Below are 20,884 nucleotides of genomic sequence, written 5' to 3' on the forward strand. Positions count from 1 at the left end.
CGGTGGCGGGCATATCCCGCACATACCGCCGACGGCACGTCCGGCCATGGCCGCGCCGAGCATCGGCATGCGCCCGCCTTCTCGCCGGAACGGAGTAGCCGTGAAGATCGCCATGGTTTCCGAACACGTCAGTCCTCTCGCGGATCCAGGCGGCGGCGCGGGCGGTCAACAGGTGCACGTCGCGGCGCTCTCGGCGGCGCTGGCCCGCCGCGGCCATCGGGTCACGGTCTACACCCGGCGCGACGACCCGCACATCCGGACCGAGGTGGCGACCCGCGACGGCTACCGCGTCGTGCACGTTCCCGCCGGGCCGCCGCGGCCGCTCGGCCGCGATCGGACACTTCCCCACCTCGGCGAGTTCGGCACTTTCCTGCGTAAACACTGGGCCATCGACACGCCCGACGTGGTGCACGCGCACTTCTGGATATCCGCGCTCGCCGCCGAGCTGGCGGCCAGGGCGCACGACATTCCGGTGGTGGTGACCTTCCACGCGCTCGGCACCGTCAAGCGCCGCCACCAAGGACTTGCCGACACCAGCCCACGCTCCCGGATTCGATTCGAGCGCCTCATCGCGACCAGGGCCGCGCACGTGCTGGCGACCAGCGCCGACGAGGCCGTCGAAGTGGTCAGGATGGGCGTGCCGCGCTTCCGTATCTCGGTGGCGCCCTGCGGAGTCGACCTCACGGCCTTCCGTCCCGAGGGCGGCGTCGCCGACCGCAAGGCGCGGCACCGGATCTTCGCGGCGGGGCGGCTGGTGCGCAGGAAGGGATTCGACCTCGCGGTGCGCGCCCTGCCTGACCTGCCCGACACCGAACTGGTCATCGCGGGCGGTGCGGTCGGCGACGACGTGGACGACGACGCCGAAGGCAAGCGGTTGCGTCGCATCGCCGTGGAACACGGTGTGCACGAACGGGTTCGGCTGCTCGGCCGGGTCTCGCACAGCGCGATGCCTCGGCTGTACCGCTCGGCCGACGTGGTGCTGTGCACGCCCTGGTACGAGCCGTTCGGCTTGGTCCCGCTGGAGGCGATGGCCTGCCGCAAGCCGGTGGTCACCACCGCGGTCGGCGGCATGCTCGACACCGTGGTTGACGGAGTCACGGGCAAGTTCGTCGCACCACCCGAACCGGATGTCGTGGCGCGTGCGGTGCGCCCGCTGCTCGAGGACGCGACACTGCGCGAAACCTGGGGCGCGGCGGGGTATCAGCGGGCGAGCAGCCGCTACTCGTGGGATCGCGTCGCCGCCGCGACGCTGTCGGCGTACCGGCGCGCGGCGCCCGCGAGTGCCTCGGTGGTCACGGATGCGGGTGGCTCCGGGCGCGCCATCGCCACGGCGCGATGAGCCAGGCCGCCGCGAACAGCAGCGCTGCGGCGACGCCCGCGACAACTCCCGCCACGTCCCCAGCGACGACGTCGACTACCAGCACCAACGCGCCCGTCAGCGCGACGCCGAGCAGGGCGACACCAGCCATCGCGCACCGATGCGCGGCCGAGACGACGTTGCCGAGCCGATGCCTGCGGAACAGGATGCGATGCCAGGACACCGGCGCCACCAGGAACACCGTGGCGCCGAACGCCGCGCAGACGGTCACCAGATACAGCGTGCGCATCTGCTGCGACACCACCGCGAACTCGGGTTGGAAGGGCAGGAGCAGCAGCGCGCCGATGAGGAACTGCACGCCCGTCTGCACGACGCGCAGCTCCTGGATCAGGCTGGCCCAGTTGCGGTCCAGTCGTTCGAGCTCGGTTTCGTCTCGTCCCTCGTCAGGCCTCGGCGGCCGCCGCGAGGTGTTCTCATCGTCGTGCACTTGCGGTCTTTCGGCGATTCTCCTTTTCGATCGCCGAGATGAGCTCTTCCTTGGTCATCTTCCAGCGCCCCTTCCCAGTGGTTGGCGACGGTCGTTTCCGGCCGGGGTGCACCTCGTCGCATACCCGCTCAGGCCCTGATTAACCCGGAATCCGCCGGGTACCACCGCAGCATGGTCGCGACGATGGACGAACTGCTGCACGCGCTGACCCGGGCCGCGAACACGTTGCTCGACGCGGAGATCAGGTTCGCGGTGGCGGGTGGCTGCGCGGTCTACGCTCGCGGCGGTCCCGCGTCGGATCACGATGTGGATCTCTTCGTCAAACCCGCCGATACCTCGCGCGCCATCCAGGCGCTCGCGCGGGCGGGTCTGCGGGTGTGCCAGCCGCCCGAGGACTGGCTGTCCAAGGTCTACGACGGCGACACCCTGATCGACGTGATCTACCGGCCCAACTGCCGCGACGTCACCGACGAGTTGCTGGACCGTGCCACGGTCATGCGCGTCGGGCCGACGGTGGCGCCGGTGATCAGCGCGACCGACCTGATGATCGACAAGCTCCTCGTCTTCGACGCGCACCGACTGGATCTGAGCCCGCTGCTACACATCGCGCGCGATCTGCGCGAGCAGGTGGACTGGGCCGTCGTGCGCAGCCAGACGCAGGAATCACCCTATGCCCGAGCCTTTCTCGGCCTGGTCGACGACCTCGGTATCACCGACGCGGGCCGAATCGAGGCGGGCACCCGAGATCGAGAAGAAGGCTGAGCCGATGGAGAAGCCCCAGTACCTCGTGGCCCGTCTGCGCCGCGCGCTCGCCGAGGACCCGCGCACCGCCGAACTCGGCGTGCAGGTCACCATTCGCGGTGAGGTGGTGGTGCTCGACGGTGAAGTGACGAGCGACCAGCGCAAACAGCAGATGGAAGCGGTGGTCCGCGAACAGCTGCCCGGCGTGGTCATCCACAACGACGTGCGCGTCTCGGTGCCCACCGCACCGACCGGAACCGAACACCTGTCGACGCACGAAGGGAGCTGACGCCATGCGGATCGCCGCGGTAGGCGACGTACATCTGGGAGCCGAGTCCTCCGGACAGCTGCGCCCCGTGCTGCGCGAACTCCCCATGCGCGCCGACGTGCTGCTGCTCGCCGGAGATCTGACCAGGCACGGCACGCTGGACGAGGCGCGGGTGGTCGCGACGGAGTTCACCGATCTCGGCGTGCCCGTCATCGCCGTGCTCGGCAACCACGACCACCACAGCGACGCCCAGGACGACATCACCGCACTGCTCACCGACTACGGCATCACCGTGCTCGAGGGCAGCTCCACCACGGTTTCCGTCGACGGGCAGACGCTCGGTGTCGCGGGAACGAAGGGCTTCGGTGGCGGGTTCGCAGGCAAGTGCGCCAGCGTCTTCGGCGAGCGAGTCATGCGCGAATTCGCCTGCCACACCGTGATGTTGGCCGACTCGCTGCGCGCCGCGCTGGCCGAGCTGGACACCGACATCACCGTCGTGCTCACGCACTATTCACCGGTCAGCGACACTTTGCACGGCGAGCCGAGGGAGATCTACCCGTTCCTCGGTTCCTATCTGCTCGGCGAGCCGATCGACGAATTCGACGCGGACCTGGCGCTGCACGGGCACGCGCACGCGGGAACCGAGCGCGGAACGACGCCGGGCGGCATCCGGGTGCGCAATGTGGCCGAGCCGGTGATTCGGGCGGCCTACGCGATCTACGAGCTGGAACCCGCCAGGCAGCGGGTGGTCAGCGCGCCCACGTGATCGTGCCGACGGGCTGAGTTGCGGTGACACCATCGTGCGCCGCGATGGACGGCGCACGATCGGTGCAGAGCACTGTGCGGGCCGTCCGACTCAGAAGTCCAGCGACACCGCTTCCACCATGTTCCCCGCCTGCGCGTTGCCCAGGGCGGTCGCGACATCGGCTTGGGCGATGATGCCGACCAGCCGTCCGCGATCGAGCACCGGAATGCGCCGCACTTGATGCTGGGCCATCAGCGACACCACCTTGCGCACGCCATCGGTGACATCCACCGTGTACGGCACGCCACCGGCCAGCTCCCCGGCCAGCACACGCTGCGGATCCTTGCGCGCCGCAACGACTTTCACCACGATGTCGCGGTCGGTGAGCATGCCGTGCAGCCGGTTGTCCTCGCCGCAGATCGGCAACGCGCCGATGTCCAGCTCGGCCATCTGATCCGCCGCCTCGGCCACGGTGTCGCCCGCGCGAATACAGTGCACGCCCGCCGTCATGATGTCGCCCGCCGTTGTCATCCCCGACCTCCCTGGTCCCTGTGAGAGGCGCCACGGTGCGGGCGCCTCGGGGACCGTGTACCCGGGTCGTGCTCGGGTACACGGGTTCTCGGGTACCCAGGTTTCGAGCGGGCCCGCCTGGGCACACCGGGCTTATGGAAGCTCCGACGATTACTTCGAACGGGGCGGCCGGACCGCTGAACGTCCTGGTGTGGCACGCGCACAGCCCGTGGATGACAGCTTTCGTCCAGGGCGGGCACCGCTATCTGGTGCCCTACGACGCACGCCGCGGCGAATGGGCGCGTGGTCGGTGCGGACGTCCCTGGCCCGCGAACGCGGTCGACATCGCACCCGCCGACCTGGTCGACACCGACATCGATCTCGTTGTCCTGCAACGCCCGAGGGAAATCGATCTCGCGCACGAATGGCTCGGCCGGGCACCGGGCATCGACGTGCCCGCGGTCTACGTCGAACACAACACGCCGCACCAGCACGCGGCGCTGACCAGGCATCCCCTGGCAGGCCGCTCCGACATCCCGCTGGTGCACGTCACCCAGTTCAACCGGCTGATGTGGGACAACGGCCGCTGCCCGAGCATGGTCATCCGCTACGGGATTCCCGATCCCGGCCAGCGGTACACCGGTGAACTGCCGAGGGCCGCGACGATCATCCACGATCCGGTGCGCCGCTGCCGCATCACCGGCACCGATCTGCTCGCGCCGCTCTCCGAAGCCGCGCCGATCGATGTCTACGGCGCGGGCACCGAACGGCTGGCCGACGCGCTGCACCGCCCGCCCGACCGGATCGTCGGCGCCGGCGATCTCGAACAGGACCTGCTGTACGAGGAACTGGCCCGCCGCCGCGTGTTCCTGCACGTGCCGCGCTGGACCTCGCTCGGCATGTCGGTGCTGGAGGCGATGTATCTCGGCATGCCGATCGTGGCGCTCGGCACCACCGAGGTCTCCGCCTCGATCCCCGCGGAAGCCGGTGTGGTGTCGACCGAGCCGGAGATCCTGGCCGAGGCGGTCCGGCAGTTCCTGCACGAGCCCATGTTCGCCGAGTTGGCGGGCAAATCGGCTAGGCAATGGGCGCAGGCGAATTTCGGTCTCGCGGAGTTCCTGCGCGAATGGGACCGGCTGTTCGCCGACCTCGTGGCCGACCGCCGCTGATTGACCTGCGCTTCCCCGGGTACCCGTCGAACGGCATCCGTTCGATGGTTGCACCCGGAAGGAGACCACTATGCGTGCCGAGAACAATTTCCGACGCGACAAGAAGCCGGAAGGCGTATTTCCAGACCACCACCGGACCACCCGGACGCACGCGGGCGAGGCGATCGAGGACGCCAAGAACTGGCCGGGCATGGTCCTGGTCGGCGTCGGCATCGTGCTCGTCGCGCTGACGCTCACCGCCGCGGGCTACGGCTTCGAAGGCTGGGCGATCGTCGCGGGCATCGCGGCCGGGGTGAGCATCGTCGTCGGCGCCGCGCTGGTCTTCGCCGAACACAAGCGCGTGCAGCGCAAGCACGGCGACTCGCACTACGACGACCGAGGTCACTGATCGTGCACCACCGATCGAATGAAGCCGACGTGGTGGCGTGGAAGGGAAAAAGAATGCGACGAAGCCGAACTCGGCTGCCGGGCCGGAGTCTGGCCGTGTGCGCCGCGCTGGTGACCGCGGGCTCGCTCGTGGCGGGATGCGGCGGCGACGGCGACACCGACCCGGTGCCCGCCACCCCCACCGAGGGCACCGTCTCGCTGACCATCGCGGCACCGACAAGCGCCGATGTGCCGAATCCCGACGAGGTGACGCCCGCGGCCGCCGCGCAGCTGTGCGACATGATGCGCGCGGAGGTCGGCAACTGGAGCGAACAGGGTGAAGTGGTCGGCCGGGTCAGCTTCAACGGCACGGTGCACAACTGGGCGGTGCGCAACGGCGGACTCAACGACGCCGTGCTCGCCGATCAGTCGATCATCGACACAGCCACCATCCAGGAGTGCCCCGACGTGCGCCAGCAGGTGCTCGACGCGCTGAACCTCGACGACCTGGCCGCCGGCCTCGCCGGTTTCTGAGCCGCCCCGACACAGGAGAGTTTCGATGAGAATGCGTAGCCTCGCCGCCGCGGCACTGGCCTCCACCGCGATGTTCGCGGCGGGTTGTGCGGAGGCCGAGAAGGCCGTCAACAAAGGCGGCGACACGCCGTGCAGCGAATTCGTGGAACAGGACGCCGACAAGAAGCGAACCACCGTCACCAAGTTCCTCGAGCAGGAGCGAAGTGGGCAGGAGGCGCCGGACGACCGCATGGTCGACGCCGCCATCGCCTCGATCGAATTGATGTGCACCGCGCAGGCCAATCCGGACACTCCGATCCGGAAAGCGGACCTGACCGGCATTTTCGTTCCGAAGTAGCACTCCGAGATTTCCGATCCAGGACAACGAGAAAGGGGTGTCCGGCATTTGCCGGACACCCCTTCCGTCACCGTATAGGGCGGGTACGAGGACTACTGGCCCTGCTGGTGAGCGCGCTGACGCTGCTCGTCGACCGCGGCCTCACCCCGCTCCTTCTCGGCGGCGGCTTCCTTCCGCGCGGCCTCGCGCTGCGACTCGGCCTTGTCCTGCTGGGCCTTGCCCTCGTCGCGCAGATCGTCGTTTCCGAAGACGCTTCCGACGGCCTCCTTGGCCTTGCCCTTGACGCCTTCGACAGCGCCTTCGACGCCTTCTCGGGGACCACTCTTCTGCTCGGACACGATATCTACCTCCGAAATATCGGTTATCAGGTGGACAGTGGCGGTCTACCCGGCAAAGGCGGGCTCAATCAGCGTCCCGGATATTCGCCGAAGTCGATCACGTGTGTCGACCGGGCTGGAAGATCGGCCGGTCAGCGCCGGGTTTCGGGTCGGGTCGATCGGCTATGTCCCGACTATGACGTCCCTGTGGATGAACGACGCGCAAGTACCCGCACGACTGCGGCTGACGCCCGGCTCGCGTTTCGACACCGTGGTGATCGGCGCGGGTCTCACCGGGCTCGTCACCGCGCTGCTACTGGCCCAAAACGGCATCCAGGTCGCGGTGGTGGAAAGTCGGCGCGTCGGGCTCGGGACGACCGGCGGCACGACAGGAAAGGTCAGTCTGCTCCAGGGAACTCGCGCGCAGAGCATCGCGGGACGGCACGGTATCGGCACCCTCGCGCAGTATCTGGCGGCGAATCGGGACGGCCAGGATTGGCTTTTGCGTTTCTGCGACGAGCACGGAATCGCCTATCAGCGCGCCGCCGCGGTCACCTACGCCCAGTCCGAACGTGAAAAGCGCGCGGTGCGAGCCGAATTCGAGGCGACGCGGGCGGCCGGCCTGCCGACCGAGCTGATCGACGACATCGAAGCGCCCTTCCCGGTGTACGGCGGTGTCCGGCTGATCGAGCAGGCCCAGATCGATCCGATGGCCGTGCTGGCCGCGCTGGCCGCCGAGGTGGAGTCGCACGCCGCCCCGATCTACGAATCGACCATCGCGCAGGGGGTGCACCACGCCGACGGTGAGCTGATCGTGCAGACCGAACACGGCGACCTGGCCGCGGGCACGGTCGTGCTGGCCACCGGGACCCCGATGCTGGACCGGGGCGGGTTCTTCGCACGTCTCACGGCGCAGCGCTCGTACCTCGCCGCGTTCCGGGTGCCAGGGCCGGTGCCGCACGACATGTACATCAGCGCGGGCCAGCCCATCCGCTCGCTGCGCTACCACCCAACGCCCGAGGGCGACCTGCTGTTGGTCGGCGGCAGCGGCCACGAGGTCGGGCGGACCGACGAGGCCGCCGTGCACGCCGACGAACTCCTGGACTGGACCGCCGCCTGGTTCCCCGGCGCGGAGGTTCTGCACCGCTGGTCGGCTCAGGACTACCACCCGGTCGGCGAATTGCCGTACGTCGGCCCGCTGCTGCCCGGCCAGGACGACATCCTGGTCGCCACCGGCTACGCCAAGTGGGGCCTGACCAACGGCGTCGCCGCCGCGCTCGCCCTGGCAGGCAGGCTCACCGGCAAGCCACCCGCCTGGTCCGGTACGTTCACGACGTGGCGGCCCGCCGAACTGCGCTCGCTGCTCTCCGGCGCGAAAGCCAACACCGCCGTGGCCCAACAACTTTCGACGGGCTGGCTGCGCATGCTCGGCGGCGGATCGGCGAGCATGCCCGAGGAAGGCTGCGGGCGGGTCGAGCGCCACGGGCTGACGCCCTCGGCGGTCTGCACCGTCGACGGAGTCACCACCGAGGTGTCCGCCGTCTGCCCGCACCTGTACGGCATCGTGCGGTGGAACGACGCGGAACGGTCCTGGGACTGCCCGCTGCACGGCTCCCGCTTCGCGCCGGACGGCACGGTACTGGAAGGACCGGCGACCAAACCACTCGCCCGCCGCGCGGTCTTGCGCAAGGACGTCTGATCCCATGAGCCCGCCGGTTGCCGCACGATCGGGCAACCGGTCTCGACGTCGCCGGGCTGCTGCCCGCCGACCTCCGCGTCAGCTGGACCGAACAGCTCGCAGCTACTACCAGACATTTCAGACGAAAGCTTTGCGATATGCCTGCGGGGTCACTCCAACGGTTTTCCGGAACGCTTGCCGCAGTGCGGCAACTGAGGCGAATCCCGCTTGCTCGGCGATCGAATCGATGGTCACATTGGTTGTTTCCAGCAGTTCCTGCGCCTTCCGCACCCGTGCGGTCTGCAACCACTCGTTCGGCGTCATACGGACCTGCTCGGTGAATCTCCGAATCAGGGTCCGCCTACTGACCCCGGCCCGGGCCGCGAGATCCGACACAGTAATTTTCGCGTCGAGCGTGGACTCTGCCCACTCCAGGGTTGGGTTGATCGATTTGTCGAGCGCCTTGGAACGCGGACGTTCCGAGATGAATTGCGCCTGACCCCCTTCCCTGGTCAGCGGCATCACCGACAGCCGCGCCATGTCGGCTGCGATGGCAGAACCGTAGTCGAGTCGGACCATATGGAGGCATAGATCGAGGCCGGCAGCTGCACCTGCTGAGGTCAGCACCCTTTCGTCAGCCACGAAGAGAACCGACGGGTCGACTCGGACGCGCGGATAGCCAGCCGCCAGTTCAGCCGCGACCATCCAGTGAGTCGTGGCCCGCCGTCCATCGAGCAAGCCTGCGGCCGCGAGCGTGAACGCGCCCAAGCAGATCGAGGCCACCCGTGCGCCACGCTCATATGCTCTGTACAAGGCGTCTTCGAGGCGACTCGAGGGTTGCGCCGAATAGCTCAGCGATCCCGGGACCACCACGGTGTCAGCCTGTTCCGCCAAGAACTCGATCTAGGTCAGGGACGAGATTCCAAAGAACCTGGAGGAAACATCTCGGTGCTCACCACACACTCGGACGTCGTAGCAGGGCGATCCGTCATCGCGCATGCTTCGACCGAAGATCTCGAGCGGAACCGATAGATCGAACGGGATGACGTTGTCGACCGCGAGCACCGCCACCGATCTCATGGCGCCAGCCTAGCCCGAGTATTTGACTGAGGGCGCCGCGCACAGGCACTCCCAGCTCGAATCCCCACTAGTCGGCGATATCCGGCGTTACGACGACCAGTCCAGCGCGGATCAACCGTTTGAGCGCCCGGCCTTGCAGGACGGTAAGTGAATTGCCGAGTTCGGACCAGCGCACCGGTCCACCGCGCAACAGCTCCCACAATTCTTGACCGCCGTCGCGCTCGAGGCACCGCACTTCGATTGCCGGATTGTCATCGGAGTAGAACCGCTGGCAGGCGACTGTGTCGGCCAAGGGTGACGGTGCTGCGTCTGCGTTGACAATCGGATCGCGCCAGTATTCGGCGAGTCCCTCGCGTACGTGCTGCGGTACCTCGAATGGCACCGACATCCCCTTGAACCCCGGTATGTCAGCGGCGATGCCGGAGCGAACTCGAGCCTCGGGCGAGAACGCCAAAAGATCCCCCGGTGCGAGTTCAATCGCGTCGGCAGCAGTGAAGGCCCGCATGTATGGCCCCTCGGTGGCGAGATCTTGGGGGTCGCGGCTGCCCTTGGTCATGATGTTGAGCAGATCCGGCACCAAGGCGGTATTCAACAGCGCCTGGAAAGTGCCTTCAGTGGCATCGTCGATTCCGACTCGGCGACCTTGAGCGCTCCAGTACGGACTGTCCGGGTGTGATCGAGAGATCTCGTGGTACCACTGATCGATGCTCAGCGCCCAGGTCTCCGCCATGCCGCGCCATTCGGCGTCGTAGTCCCGCCAGAGATCGTGCTTCGTCTGCTCGTCAATGCCGGGTTCGAAGGTCTTGCGCAGCACCAGCGCTGCCGCCCACGCCTGAGCCACCGCGAAGGACATGCCAGAGGAGAACAGCGGATCAACGAAGTACGAGGCGTCGCCGACGGCCATCCAACGTTCGGGGTAGGAACCGAAGCAGTCACTGACTCGCGAATAGTTCGTCGCCGTCAGCATTTCCGGGCGGATGGGTTCGGCGTCGGCTACCAGGTCACGCAGCACCGGGATCGATTGAATTGTCTTGCGGAAGATCTCCGGATCACGCAGATCGACCCGCGCGATCGAATCCGGATTCGTCACGATTCCGATGGACCACACCGTTTCCCGCGCGCCGTCCACCAGTCGCGGGGTGGGAATGTACCAGACCCAACCGTGCTCGAACGCAACCGCGTAGATGGGCGAAAGATCGTCGTCGCGGAAGATGTTCCAGCTCCCCGTGGCTCGCTGCGCCGGAACGCAGTTGCGATAGTGCGACCAGACGGCGATGTTGCGGTATTCCGACAACCACTGCCTGTCCCGCTGAGATCCGCGGGCGGCTACCTGATTCGCGCGGCCGGAGGCGTCAACGAAGTATCTGGCCCCGACCTGGGTGCCGCCCTCTAGCGAGACCGTCGAGAGGTCGGTGCCTGGGGCGAAGGAGGCCACTCGTATGCCTTGGAACACCTGTGCGCCACACGATTCCGCATGATCGAGCAGCACCGTGTCGAACTCGGCGCGGTTGACGTGTATCGACCAGCGGTGCACCCCATCGACGAGGAAATCGGCGTGCTCGAAGAACCCCACGAACGGGCGGTCGGTGTCCCACTGATAGATGCCGCCGAACTTCTGGATCCAGCATTCACTGGCGAGAACCTTCTCCAACGCCCCGCTGGCCTGCAGTACCGGAACCAGGGGATGGGCACCCGATTCGCCGATGTGCTCGCGGGGGAATTGCTCTTTGTCGAAGACCGCGACCCGCAGGTCGGTGTCCCGGCACAGCATCGCCGCGAGCGTAGACCCGGCCGGACCTCCTCCCATGATCACGACGTCGTACTCGGTAGCGAGCTCAGTGATAGGTGTGGCCATGGAAGATACCTCTCTTGCTGAAGCGATTCGTGTGATGGAAGGGGTAAAAGGCTTGTGGCCGTGTAGAACCCGCTCTTGCGGTGGGAGGATCGGTACATGGTCGCCACTGAGCACGCCCGGGACGGAGCGCTCCTGATGCGGCCGAATCCGCCGGAAGCCGCGGTGGAAAATCGACAAGCCTCCCGTGCTGATTGATCCCCCGGCGCTCCGCCAGCGGAGGCTCGAACCCAAAGGTAGCGATAATCCGCGCTCGCAGAACAGTGCGATACACGCCAGGAAAGTGCAACTTTGCGCCATCTCGACTCGGTGGCATTTCGGCGGTACCCATGCGTTGTGCCATAGTTCACATGGAGGTCCGGCTACACAACCGGTGCGCTATCGTCCCCCGAGTCGTATCTCGTCGACTTCGCCGCTCGTCCGGAAATTGCGGTGGCTCTTCGGCGCACGCGCACGGGTTCTGGATGTGTGTGGTCTTCTCCCTTTTGAATGGAGTCGGACGTTGTCAAGTAATCAGACGCTGTTCCTGCTACTCGATCTTGTCCTGATCATGATCTGTGCGCATACCCTGGGCAGCCTCGCCGAACGGATGGGCCAACCTGCGGTAATAGGTGAGATCGCGGCCGGAATTCTGGCGGGGCCAACTATTCTGGGGGCCGAATTATCCGGCTTCCTGTTTCCCCATGAGGTCCGCTCGTACTTGAGCGCTTTCGCGAACGTGGGAGTGCTGATCTTCATGTTCCTGGCAGGGCTCGAAATCGATCGCGATGCGCTCGGCGGGCACCGGAAGCCAGTCGCGGCGGTGGCCCTTTCGGCCTTCCTCGCCCCCTTCGCGCTGGCCTGCGCGGTCGCGCCATGGGCGCTGGCCCGGCACAGCGGCGCGGACCGGCTGAGCTTCACCTTGTTCATCGGTTGTGCGCTCGCGGTCACTGCGTTTCCGGTCCTCGCGCGCATCTTGCATGATCGTGGCCTGTTCAGAACCCGAATCGGTCAGGTCAGCATGGCAGGCGCCGCGCTGGACGACCTGCTGGCCTGGTCCGCCTTGGCCGTGGTGATCGGCCTGGCACAGCCCGAGTTCGGCGCCCGATGGCAGCTGCTGCTTATAGCACCGCTGCTTGCGACGTTGTGGTGGGTTGCGCGACCGGTTCTGGCCAAAGCCGCGAGCTCCGGCGCGCTCGCTGGGCGTAACACCATGCTTCTCATGGCGGTCTGCGGTGCATTGCTATGCGGCATGGCCACCGAATGGCTGGGACTCCATCTGATCTTCGGTGCGTTCGTGTTCGGCCTCGCCTTTCCTCGAAGCGGCCGGCTCGCCGTCGAGGGCGGCGTCCGCTTGTTAAGCGGCGTCTTCCTGCCTGCCTTCTTCGTGGTCGCCGGCCTCCAAGTCGATTTCGGTGCCTTGGATCGGGCAAGCATCGGCGAGTTACTGGCGATCATGGGCGCCGCACTCGTCGGCAAGCTCGGCGGCGTGTATCTCGCGGCACGGTGCACCGGCATCGACCGAAGGGCTGCCGCGGCGGTCGCGAGCCTGATGAACACCAGGGGTCTGACCGAACTCGTGATCCTTAATGTCGGCCTGGCGACCGGCCTCCTCGGCGAGCGCCTGTATTCCCTGTTGGTCCTGATGGCGCTGCTCTCCACCGCGATGACCGCACCGCTGCTTCGACTGTGCGGCGTGGCACGCATGCCCCGACCGCTCGCGCACGCGAACTGAACAGAATCTTCTCGGCCCGCCGTATCGTCCGGCGATGCAAGCAAATCTTGATCCGGCCCGCGTATCGAGCCGAATTTGCAACCCGATCGGCTCCGTACCCGCAGAGGAGCACCGCGAGCGGTATCGCTTTCCGGTTCGGAGGTAGAGGCGGGCCTCAAATCCAAGAGATTCAGATTATTCGCTCGGGCGAATAAAAAGAGGCAGTCGTGTGACAAGTGTCACACGCATTTCCCCCGCCTGCGCTCGCCGCTACTATTGCAGAAGGAGGAGGTAAACCGGGGGAAATGATGATGGAACGATGCAAGTTACGAGTTCGTCCTGTTGTTGTTGAATTCCATGTACTCCATACGCAAAGTCGCGTCTCCTTCTCGGATATTCGCCGATCGGCGAGCGACATTTCGCCATGAAATCCGAGAAATTTTACGGAGAAATATGGTGCAATCCATTTGAAGGTGGCTGTGTTGCGGACTCGCTCGCAGGTAGGAATTTACGTATCGACCGATGACGTCGGCCGCCCGTCCATCTGAAGAGCAGCGGTCTGGAAGTAGCGGGATACGTCGTCCCAAGCAGTTGTGTGCCGCGGGCACGGCCCTCATCCCCTGCCATCGAGCACCGCCTTCGCTCTGCTTCAACTAGCCATGTACGACTCGAACCGCGTCGACCTTCCTGGAACGCGGCGAAAGGAAACGCCGATGAACGCTGTTACGACGATGCCTTCGGACGAAGGCTGCCTACCCGACGCGTATGCCAGCCCAGCAGCGCTTGGATCGTATGACGCTGTGGCAGAACATATTTTGAGCATGGTCTTCCGGCGGCGGCGCAGCGCGGCGCCGGGCGAGTCTTGCGCAACGAATCCCTGCGCGGAATGCTTTGCACCGCATCTGTCGAAGGTGGTCCGTTACATCGAGTCGAATCATCCTGTTCATTTCGTGATACCCGCGTTCCCGGCGAAGTCGCGCAACCGCCGCAAGGTGCTTGGCCGGTTGCCGGACATGGCGGAGGTTCTCGCGATCGAATCGCTCCAGTCTTTCTGCGATCAGGTGTCGGCGGTCTACGCCCCGGGCGCCGTCATCACGATCTGCTCCGATGGCCATGTCTTCAGCGACTCTCTCCACATCCCGGACGAGCATGTGGACGAGTACGGCGCGCAGCTGCAGCGCATCATCCGCAGTACCGGCGGCGGCTCGATCGGCCTGTACGCCCTGCGCGACGCCATGCCGGATCTCACGTGGGACGAACGGCGCCGATTGTTACTCGAGGAGTACTCGGAAGGCATCGACTCGATCCGGGAAGCGGTCCGCACGTGCGAATCGATGCGGCGGATGTTCAACGGCATCCACCGTTTCATGGTCGAAGACAATGCGGCGCTGATGCCGGAGCTGAGCGCGAATCAACGCCGGTTACGTTCGAAGCAGACGGCCTATGAGGTGGTACAGCGCAGCCAAGCGTGGAGCGGATTGGTAGCCGGTGTGTTTCCGGACGCGATCCGGCTGTCCATTCATCCGCAGACGCACCACGGCGAGAAGATCGGCGTCCACCTGCTGCGCACCCAGGACAGCTGGCTGACGCCGTGGCACGGCGTCGTGCTCGACGACGGCGTTGGATTCACTCTGGTCAAGCGCGCCTATGCGGAATCCCTCGGCGCGCGACTGGTTTGGCGGCACAGTCGACCCAGCCACTTCGTCGTCCATAACCCAGACATCGTCACCGGCGAGCTGACCGTAGAAGCCACCCCTACCGATGGAGAGTCATGACCCACAGCTTGCGCCATCCCCGTTTGGACGGAACCGATCTGCACCCATTCGGGAAGGCGGTGACCGCAGAAACCTCAGGAATGTCCCTGCGCGATATCGCGATCGATGAGCTGTTGGCGACCACCTTGACCGCGAAGGTGCTGGTGCTCCGAGGTTTCGGGCTGCTCAGCGTGCAGGACTTGGAGTCGTATTGCCGTGTGGCGGGCGAGATCCTGCAGTGGGACTTCGGCTCGGTATTGAACTTGGACATCCGCGACGATCCGCAAAATTACTTGTTCGACTCCGGCGATGTGCCGTTTCACTGGGACGGCGCGTTCGCCGCGCACGTCCCGCGGTTCTTTCTCTTCCAGTGCGTCAAAGGCAGTCCCTCCGGCGCTGGTGGCGAGACGGTCTTCTGCGACTCGGTCCGGGTGGTTCACGAGGCGCCCGAAGAACTGCGAGCGTTGTGGGCCCAGGCGATCGTCACGTACCGCACCGACAAGCTGGCCCACTACGGTGGCCTGCTGACCGCGCCGCTGCTGGGCACCCATCCCACGACCGGCGAGACCACGATCCGATATGCCGAACCGCTGGATCCTGCGCGTTATCTCAATCCGTTGTTCCTGACCGTGGACGGCTTGTCGCCGGAGGACGCGACGCATGTGATGGACGATCTCCGCGTTCGCTTGCGCGATCCAAAGTACTGCTATGCGCACCATTGGGAGACCGGCGACATCGTCGTCGTCGAGAACCACGGTCTGCTCCACGGCCGCAACGCATTCACCGGGTCGACCGAACGTCACTTGCAACGCATTCAAATCATCTGACGGACAGGTGAAGCCGTGCAGGACAGATTCTTCCGAAATCCGGCAGTAGGAAGATCAGCCAGGCAGCCGATCAGCGGGATAGGTTCGAAGTTGCGGGTCGGAGTCGCCGACCACGACGGCGTGGCCGACGAGGTCGAACATGGCAATATCGGTGTGATGGTCGCCGAACGCGGCGCAGTCACGAAGGTCGATCCCTGTGGCCGCGGCATAGCGGCGCAGAGCGGCCGCCTTGTCGGGACCAACCATGGTCCTCATCACGGCCCCGGTATACCGGCCGTCGACGACTTCCAGGTCCGTGCACAACATGGCATCCGCGCCGACTTGCTCCGCGATCGGTCGCAGCGCAGCGTCGAACGAGCCGGAAACCAGCACTATTCGGGTTCCCCCGGCAGCCAGTTCGGCAAGGCGGTCGACCACAGCGTGGTTGAAGTAGTCCATTGCGGCACATTGGAATGCGAACCATTCCCGTCCGATCTCGTGCACCTCCGTGACGTCGCGGCCGGCCCAGGATCGATAGAACCAGCGATGCGAATGGGCACGCCCCAGTCCGGCCGCGCGCAACGCTCGGAATTGCCGAATCCTCTCGTGCCCGCTGCGCGGCACATCGAATTCTTCATCGAGTCGCCCGGTGGCGCGGTACGCGTCGAATTCGAAAAGCGAGAGAAAGGTGATGTCACGGACCAAGGTTTCATCGACATCCACGAAAGCGGCTGGTACCGGCTGGCCACACGATGCCTTGGGCGCGAAGTGCATGCGTCTACTTCCCCACTCACCCGCATCTGCGGGAATCGAACTTCCCCGGACAAGCGAAATAATCTCACGTTCGGCCCGAAACCACCAGACCTGAGTCAGGTCCACCTGAGAATCCCATCATCGGCGATTCGGCGGACAGGGATCGACACTCTGAACGAATATCGAAAGGAAGACAATGGAAACAACCGGAGAATCACCACTCGTCTCCTGTGATTGGCTGCGCGCTCACCTCGACGACCCAGGAATGACCATCGTGGAGGTAGGCATGCCACAGGGTTTCGAATCGAACTACGACGGCTATCTGGCCGGTCACATCCCCAACGCCATTTGGCTCGATTGGGCCGCCGAACTGCGAAATCCCCGCTGTATCGGCGTGCTTGACCAGGAAATGTTCGAGAGCTTGATGGAGGGCAAAGGGATCGCGGCAACCGATCTGGTCGTGCTCTACAGCGCCGACAACAACATCTGGTCCACTTCTGCGTATTGGCTTTTCCGGTTGTATCGCCACGCGAGTGTGAAGGTGCTCGACGGCGGCCGGACGAAATGGGGACAGCTCGGCTATCCGCTGAACCGAGAAACACCGGAACGCGGCACCACAACCTACACTTCACCTGGTCAGGACGGTTCGATTCGTGCACTGCGCTCGGATGTTCTGGAGAAACTCGGCCATGCTGTGTTCATCGACGCCCGCGAGCCGGAGGAATACCGGGGGAGAACTTTCTCTCCGGCCGAGTCGCCTAACGCCATGGGCGGTCAACGCGCGGGACGCATTCCGGGCGCGGTCAATGTTCCTTGGCGACTCGCGGCCAATGCCGATCACACCTTCAAGAAGGCCGCCGAGCTGGACTCGATTTTCGTCGAGGCAGGTCTCGCCGACTGCGACGATGTGATTACCTACTGCTGGGTCGGAGCGCGTTCTGCTTACTCCTGGTTCGTGCTGCGGGAAATAATGGGCGTGCCAGGGGTGCGAAATTACGACGGATCCTGGGCCGAATACGGCAGTTCCGTCGGTGTACCGATCGAAACCTGATCGTCACCGGCTGGGTGGGACCGTGAGCGTGCCCCAGCGGCACGCTCGAAATCCGTCTGCCGCAGCGGCCGAGGTGGTCAGTCGTGCGCTGGATCACCGGCCGCGCAGGCGCCACGGTCCGGGTTCGATGCCGCCCGTACACCGCTACGGACACCGAGGCGCTGCAGGAGATCGAGCAAGGATCGGCGCTCCTCGGTCTCGAATGCATCCAGGAGCTCCGCCTCGTACGTGTCGAGGATCCGCTCGGCCTCACGCAGCAACTGCTGTCCGGCGGGAAGCACATGCAGCGCGTGCGCGCGACGCTGCACAGGATGCTTCTTGCGCTCCACGAGACCGCGCCGCTCCAAGTCGTCGACCATGCCGACCATCACGTTGCGGTGGATGTGCAGCGACTCGCACAGCTGCTGCTGTGAGAGCCCGTCTCGGTCCAGCAGCGTGCTGAGCACGGCCACATGGCGGGGTTGGATTCCCAGGGGCCCGAGTCGTGCAGCGAATTGCTCGGTCGTGTGGACACCCAGCTGGGCGAGCAGGAAGGTCGGATGCTCGTTCAGCCCGATGTGCGTGTGATCGCCGGTCGTAGACATATCACCGACAGTATAACCCTTGATCATTCGACTCACAGTGAGTGATAATCACCTGGAGTGCATATCATTCCGAGTGCAGTGCTGCTCTTCGATTTCGTCACCTCCTCGAAAGGCCGAACGACCTATGCGAACCCGCACGCTGGATCCCGCGGAGACGGGCCCCTCCCTTGCCGCGCCACCCGGTCGCGGCCCTTGGCCCGCGTTCATCGTGGTGCTCGTTGCCGCGTTCATGGACCTCCTGGATATGACGATCGTCAACGTCACCGTCCCGACCCTGCAGCATGATCTCGGCGCTACCTACACCCAGATCGAATGGACCATCTCCGGCTACGTGCTCGGCTTCGCGGCGTTGCTCATCACCGGCGGCAGACTCGGCGACATCTACGGCCGCCGCAGGCTGTTCCTTCTCGGCGTCGTCGGCTTCACGGCAGCATCGGCGCTCTGCGGCCTCTCGACCAGCCCCGAGCTGCTGATCGGGGCTCGCCTGCTCCAAGGCGCTATGGCGGGATTGATGGTGCCCCAGGTTCTTTCGATCGTCCAGGCCACTTTCCCGCCGGGTGAGCGTCAGCGTGCGATCGGCATCTTCGGCGGCATCAGTGGACTAGCGGCAGTCGCGGGCATGGTGATCGGCGGTGGACTCATCGAACTGGACCTGTTCGGCTTGTCCTGGCGACCGATCTTCTTGATCAATATCCCGGTCGGGATCGCAGCGCTCGTCGCGGGCCGGATCTTGATTCCCGAGTCCCGCTCCGAGTCCGCACCACGCCTCGATCCGATCGGCATGGTCTTGGCTATCATCGCGGTGACCTTGCTCGTCTATCCACTCATCGAGGGTCGCCGACTGGACTGGCCCGCTTGGACGTTTCTCTCGATGGGCTTATCGTTCGCCGCCTTCGGGCTCTTCGTGGCATTCGAGCGCCGCCGGACCCGGCTCGTCGGCTCGCCGCTGGTGGTACTCGGCCTGTTCCGGCTCCGGTCGTTCACCGCGGGCCTGCTCGTCTGGCTGCTGTTCAATGTCGCCATGGGTGGGTTCTTTGTGGTGTGGACCCTCTATATGCAGGCAGGTCTGGGCTGGACGGCGCTGCACGCCGGGCTGGTTGCCGCCACGTTCGCGGTCGGCGCCGGTATCGGCGCCGGATCATCCATGGAGGTGCTCGTACCGCGATTCGGTCGCGGGGTGCTCCTGGCGGGCGCACTGATCAACGCGATGGGCTTCGGCCTGTATGCCTGGCTCTCCGCATATTACGGCGCCGATGTCGATACGGGACCCATGGCCGCGGTGCTCGTGTTCACCGGTGTCGGATTCGGCATGATGTTCGCCTCGACCATGGAAGTGGTCCTCGCCGAGACTCCCGCCGTCGATGCGGGTTCCGCGTCGGGATTGCTGAATACCGGACAGCAATTGGGGATGGCGCTTGGCGTCGCACTCGCAGGTGTGCTGTTCTTCACAGTCTTGGAGGACAACTCAGTGCGCGGCGCTGACACCGCGGTGCCGACGCTGCGCTCAGACCTGAGCGCAGCGGGCATTCCGGCACCCGTTCGAGACGACATAGTGACCGGCTTCCGCGTCTGCGTGCACGACCGGTCGGCATCTCATGACCCAAGCGCGGTACCGGACAGCTGCCGTTCCTCGGCGACCGCTGAACCGATCGAGCGCGTGCTGACCAGAGCCGGCGAAACCGCTCGCGGCGAGAACTTCTCGGGCGCTTTCGCCGCGACGCTGGGCGCGGGCGTCGCCACGCTGATAGTGGTCTTCGGCCTGGTCTTCCTGCTGCCACGAGGCGGGCGATCGCGCGACGAAGCGAGACCGTCACCCGTCGCAGCTGCCCGCTAGCACGCCACCCGGCGGGGCCTGTGACAAACCGACGCGGGCCCCACTGGCAACGCACGACTCATGCCAAGGACGCCGCTCATGCCCGACCTCTGTACCGAGCGAGACACACCCGGTGGCTGCCCACCGTCCGATCCGGCAGTTCGATTCTTCCGGGCGCTCTCCGACCCGACCCGGTTGAGACTGCTGGAATTCATCATGGAGAATGAGCGCACGGCTGCGGAATGTAAAGCGCACGTGCGTATTTCGCAACCCCGTGTGTCCGTGCACCTGTCTTTGCTCGTCACCTGCGGGTACGTGTTGGTCCGCCGCGAGCGCCGCATCCTGCGGTACCGCGTCGCCGATCCCCGCATCCGCGAACTGATCGGACTCGCCCGCACGCTGGCCGCCGACAATGCCGTCGCGTAGTCCTGCCGGGACTTTCGCTTCCCGAGGGCGCAGCCAAAGTGCGATCGCCGCCGGGGTCTCAGGCACCCGGCGATACCCGCACGATCGGGCGGGCGGTGTCGAGGATGGCGTCGACGGTCTCGGGGACGGTCAGGTTCGAGGTGTCGAGCCATAGACCGAGCCGGGGTGTGCTGTCGCGCAGCACGGCGTCCAGGGCCGCCACGGTGAACGTGTCGTAGGCGTTCTTGTCGCGGGCCGCCTCGCGGGCGGCGATCGCGTCGCGGCTCGGCGCGAGCACCACTACGTACAGCGGGTCGGTGTGGATCCGGTCGACGGTGTAGGGCAGGAACTCGCCGAGCACCACGTCTTGCAGGATCGCGGTGAATCCCGCGGCGGCGTATTCGTCGGCGACCGACGCGGCGAGCCGGTGGCGCAAACGCAGCTGATCGAGGGCGGCCGCGGACGGTTCCGGACCCATCTCCGCGCGACCGTTCACCACGAACCTGCGAAAGGTGTCGCCGCGCACGTGCGCCGAGCGGGGCAGGCGTTCGGCAAGCGCCTGTGCCACCGACGATTTGCCCGCGGCTTGGATACCGGTGATCAGATAGACAGCGGAGGCCATC

23 protein-coding genes are annotated in these 20,884 nt (G+C 65.8%); 15 read left to right on the forward strand and 8 right to left on the reverse strand.

The window, feature by feature from the left end:
• Positions 1–100: 100 nt before the first annotated feature.
• The gene (locus tag NAM01S_RS00395) at positions 101–1,339 is read left to right on the forward strand and encodes a glycosyltransferase (protein WP_067777995.1); all 1,239 of its coding nucleotides are present in this window, start codon (positions 101–103) and stop codon (positions 1,337–1,339) included.
• Here NAM01S_RS00395 and NAM01S_RS00400 read toward each other — a convergent pair.
• Positions 1,293–1,805, reverse strand: a complete 513-nt coding sequence (locus tag NAM01S_RS00400; protein ID WP_067777996.1) for a DUF6328 family protein — start codon at positions 1,803–1,805, stop codon at positions 1,293–1,295. The two genes, NAM01S_RS00395 and NAM01S_RS00400, sit on opposite strands and share 47 nt — an antisense overlap.
• Positions 1,806–1,976: 171 nt before the next feature.
• On the opposite strand from NAM01S_RS00400, the gene NAM01S_RS00405 reads away from it, so the two are divergent.
• From NAM01S_RS00405 to NAM01S_RS00415, 3 genes are read left to right on the forward strand one after another with little or no spacing between them, the layout of a single operon-like run.
• Positions 1,977–2,567, forward strand: a complete 591-nt coding sequence (locus NAM01S_RS00405) for a nucleotidyltransferase family protein (protein ID WP_067777997.1) — start codon at positions 1,977–1,979, stop codon at positions 2,565–2,567.
• Between the two features lie 4 nt (positions 2,568–2,571).
• Positions 2,572–2,835 (forward strand): BON domain-containing protein, encoded by a 264-nt coding sequence (locus NAM01S_RS36270; protein WP_067777998.1) that lies wholly within the window; start codon positions 2,572–2,574, stop codon positions 2,833–2,835.
• A 4-nt stretch (positions 2,836–2,839) separates the two neighbouring features.
• Positions 2,840–3,580 carry a metallophosphoesterase family protein gene (locus NAM01S_RS00415; protein ID WP_067777999.1) on the forward strand — a complete coding sequence of 247 codons (741 nt, stop codon included), beginning with the start codon at positions 2,840–2,842 and terminating at the stop codon, positions 3,578–3,580.
• A gap of 90 nt (positions 3,581–3,670) precedes the next feature.
• Here the strand turns inward: NAM01S_RS00415 and NAM01S_RS00420 are convergent, their stop codons facing one another.
• Positions 3,671–4,090 carry a CBS domain-containing protein gene (locus NAM01S_RS00420; RefSeq protein ID WP_067778000.1) on the reverse strand — a complete coding sequence of 140 codons (420 nt, stop codon included), beginning with the start codon at positions 4,088–4,090 and terminating at the stop codon, positions 3,671–3,673.
• Positions 4,091–4,302: 212 nt separating this feature from the next.
• Here NAM01S_RS00420 and NAM01S_RS00425 point away from each other — a divergent pair, with 212 nt between their 5' ends.
• The 4 genes from NAM01S_RS00425 (at position 4,303) to NAM01S_RS00440 (ending at position 6,475) form a co-directional block, all read left to right on the forward strand.
• On the forward strand, positions 4,303–5,238 hold the full coding sequence (locus NAM01S_RS00425) for a glycosyltransferase (RefSeq protein WP_253798074.1): 936 nt from the start codon (positions 4,303–4,305) through the stop codon (positions 5,236–5,238).
• Positions 5,239–5,308: 70 nt separating this feature from the next.
• Complete coding sequence (locus NAM01S_RS00430) at positions 5,309–5,626, forward strand: hypothetical protein (RefSeq protein WP_174554759.1); 318 nt, start codon at positions 5,309–5,311, stop codon at positions 5,624–5,626.
• A 53-nt stretch (positions 5,627–5,679) separates the two neighbouring features.
• Positions 5,680–6,138, forward strand: a complete 459-nt coding sequence (locus NAM01S_RS00435) for a hypothetical protein (protein WP_067778001.1) — start codon at positions 5,680–5,682, stop codon at positions 6,136–6,138.
• Positions 6,139–6,163: 25 nt separating this feature from the next.
• A complete protein-coding gene (locus NAM01S_RS00440; protein ID WP_084482216.1) occupies positions 6,164–6,475 on the forward strand; it encodes a hypothetical protein in 312 nt (103 codons plus the stop codon).
• Between the two features lie 92 nt (positions 6,476–6,567).
• Here the strand turns inward: NAM01S_RS00440 and mbp1 are convergent, their stop codons facing one another.
• Positions 6,568–6,813, reverse strand: a complete 246-nt coding sequence (gene mbp1, locus NAM01S_RS00445; RefSeq protein ID WP_067778003.1) for a microaggregate-binding protein 1 — start codon at positions 6,811–6,813, stop codon at positions 6,568–6,570.
• Between the two features lie 175 nt (positions 6,814–6,988).
• Here mbp1 and NAM01S_RS00450 point away from each other — a divergent pair, with 175 nt between their 5' ends.
• Positions 6,989–8,491, forward strand: coding sequence for an FAD-dependent oxidoreductase (locus NAM01S_RS00450; protein ID WP_067778306.1), 1,503 nt, complete (start codon positions 6,989–6,991; stop codon positions 8,489–8,491).
• 117 nt (positions 8,492–8,608) lie between these two features.
• On the opposite strand, the gene NAM01S_RS00455 is transcribed toward NAM01S_RS00450, so the two are convergent.
• Positions 8,609–9,364 carry a GlxA family transcriptional regulator gene (locus tag NAM01S_RS00455; RefSeq protein WP_307188650.1) on the reverse strand — a complete coding sequence of 252 codons (756 nt, stop codon included), beginning with the start codon at positions 9,362–9,364 and terminating at the stop codon, positions 8,609–8,611.
• A gap of 253 nt (positions 9,365–9,617) precedes the next feature.
• Entirely contained in the window at positions 9,618–11,702 is a 2,085-nt protein-coding gene (locus NAM01S_RS00460; RefSeq protein ID WP_307188651.1) for an NAD(P)/FAD-dependent oxidoreductase, read from the reverse strand.
• Positions 11,703–11,904: 202 nt separating this feature from the next.
• Here NAM01S_RS00460 and NAM01S_RS00465 point away from each other — a divergent pair, with 202 nt between their 5' ends.
• The 3 genes from NAM01S_RS00465 to NAM01S_RS00475 all read left to right on the forward strand — a co-directional run bounded on the left by NAM01S_RS00465 (position 11,905) and on the right by NAM01S_RS00475 (position 15,676).
• Positions 11,905–13,116 (forward strand): cation:proton antiporter, encoded by a 1,212-nt coding sequence (locus NAM01S_RS00465; RefSeq protein WP_067778004.1) that lies wholly within the window; start codon positions 11,905–11,907, stop codon positions 13,114–13,116.
• 692 nt (positions 13,117–13,808) lie between these two features.
• A complete protein-coding gene (locus tag NAM01S_RS00470) occupies positions 13,809–14,870 on the forward strand; it encodes an L-tyrosine/L-tryptophan isonitrile synthase family protein (RefSeq protein WP_253798078.1) in 1,062 nt (353 codons plus the stop codon).
• Complete coding sequence (locus tag NAM01S_RS00475) at positions 14,867–15,676, forward strand: TauD/TfdA dioxygenase family protein (RefSeq protein ID WP_067778006.1); 810 nt, start codon at positions 14,867–14,869, stop codon at positions 15,674–15,676. Before NAM01S_RS00470 ends, NAM01S_RS00475 begins: the two co-directional genes overlap by 4 nt.
• 54 nt (positions 15,677–15,730) lie before the next feature.
• Here the strand turns inward: NAM01S_RS00475 and NAM01S_RS00480 are convergent, their stop codons facing one another.
• Entirely contained in the window at positions 15,731–16,429 is a 699-nt protein-coding gene (locus NAM01S_RS00480) for an HAD family hydrolase (protein ID WP_067778007.1), read from the reverse strand.
• A 175-nt stretch (positions 16,430–16,604) separates the two neighbouring features.
• Here NAM01S_RS00480 and NAM01S_RS00485 point away from each other — a divergent pair, with 175 nt between their 5' ends.
• Positions 16,605–17,459, forward strand: a complete 855-nt coding sequence (locus tag NAM01S_RS00485) for a sulfurtransferase (protein ID WP_067778008.1) — start codon at positions 16,605–16,607, stop codon at positions 17,457–17,459.
• A 77-nt stretch (positions 17,460–17,536) separates the two neighbouring features.
• On the opposite strand, the gene NAM01S_RS00490 is transcribed toward NAM01S_RS00485, so the two are convergent.
• Positions 17,537–18,043, reverse strand: coding sequence for a MarR family winged helix-turn-helix transcriptional regulator (locus NAM01S_RS00490; protein WP_067778009.1), 507 nt, complete (start codon positions 18,041–18,043; stop codon positions 17,537–17,539).
• A gap of 19 nt (positions 18,044–18,062) precedes the next feature.
• Between NAM01S_RS00490 and NAM01S_RS00495 the strand changes: the two genes are divergently transcribed.
• Entirely contained in the window at positions 18,063–19,877 is a 1,815-nt protein-coding gene (locus NAM01S_RS00495) for an MFS transporter (RefSeq protein ID WP_157107527.1), read from the forward strand.
• A gap of 78 nt (positions 19,878–19,955) precedes the next feature.
• Positions 19,956–20,282, forward strand: coding sequence for an ArsR/SmtB family transcription factor (locus tag NAM01S_RS00500; protein ID WP_084482220.1), 327 nt, complete (start codon positions 19,956–19,958; stop codon positions 20,280–20,282).
• A gap of 58 nt (positions 20,283–20,340) precedes the next feature.
• Here NAM01S_RS00500 and NAM01S_RS00505 read toward each other — a convergent pair whose 3' ends face one another.
• Positions 20,341–20,883 carry an AAA family ATPase gene (locus tag NAM01S_RS00505; protein ID WP_067778012.1) on the reverse strand — a complete coding sequence of 181 codons (543 nt, stop codon included), beginning with the start codon at positions 20,881–20,883 and terminating at the stop codon, positions 20,341–20,343.
• Position 20,884: the final 1 nt, after the last annotated feature.

Origin of the sequence: Nocardia amikacinitolerans NBRC 108937 (genome assembly GCF_001612615.1) — a bacterium.
Classification (GTDB): Bacteria; Actinomycetota; Actinomycetes; order Mycobacteriales; family Mycobacteriaceae; genus Nocardia; species Nocardia amikacinitolerans.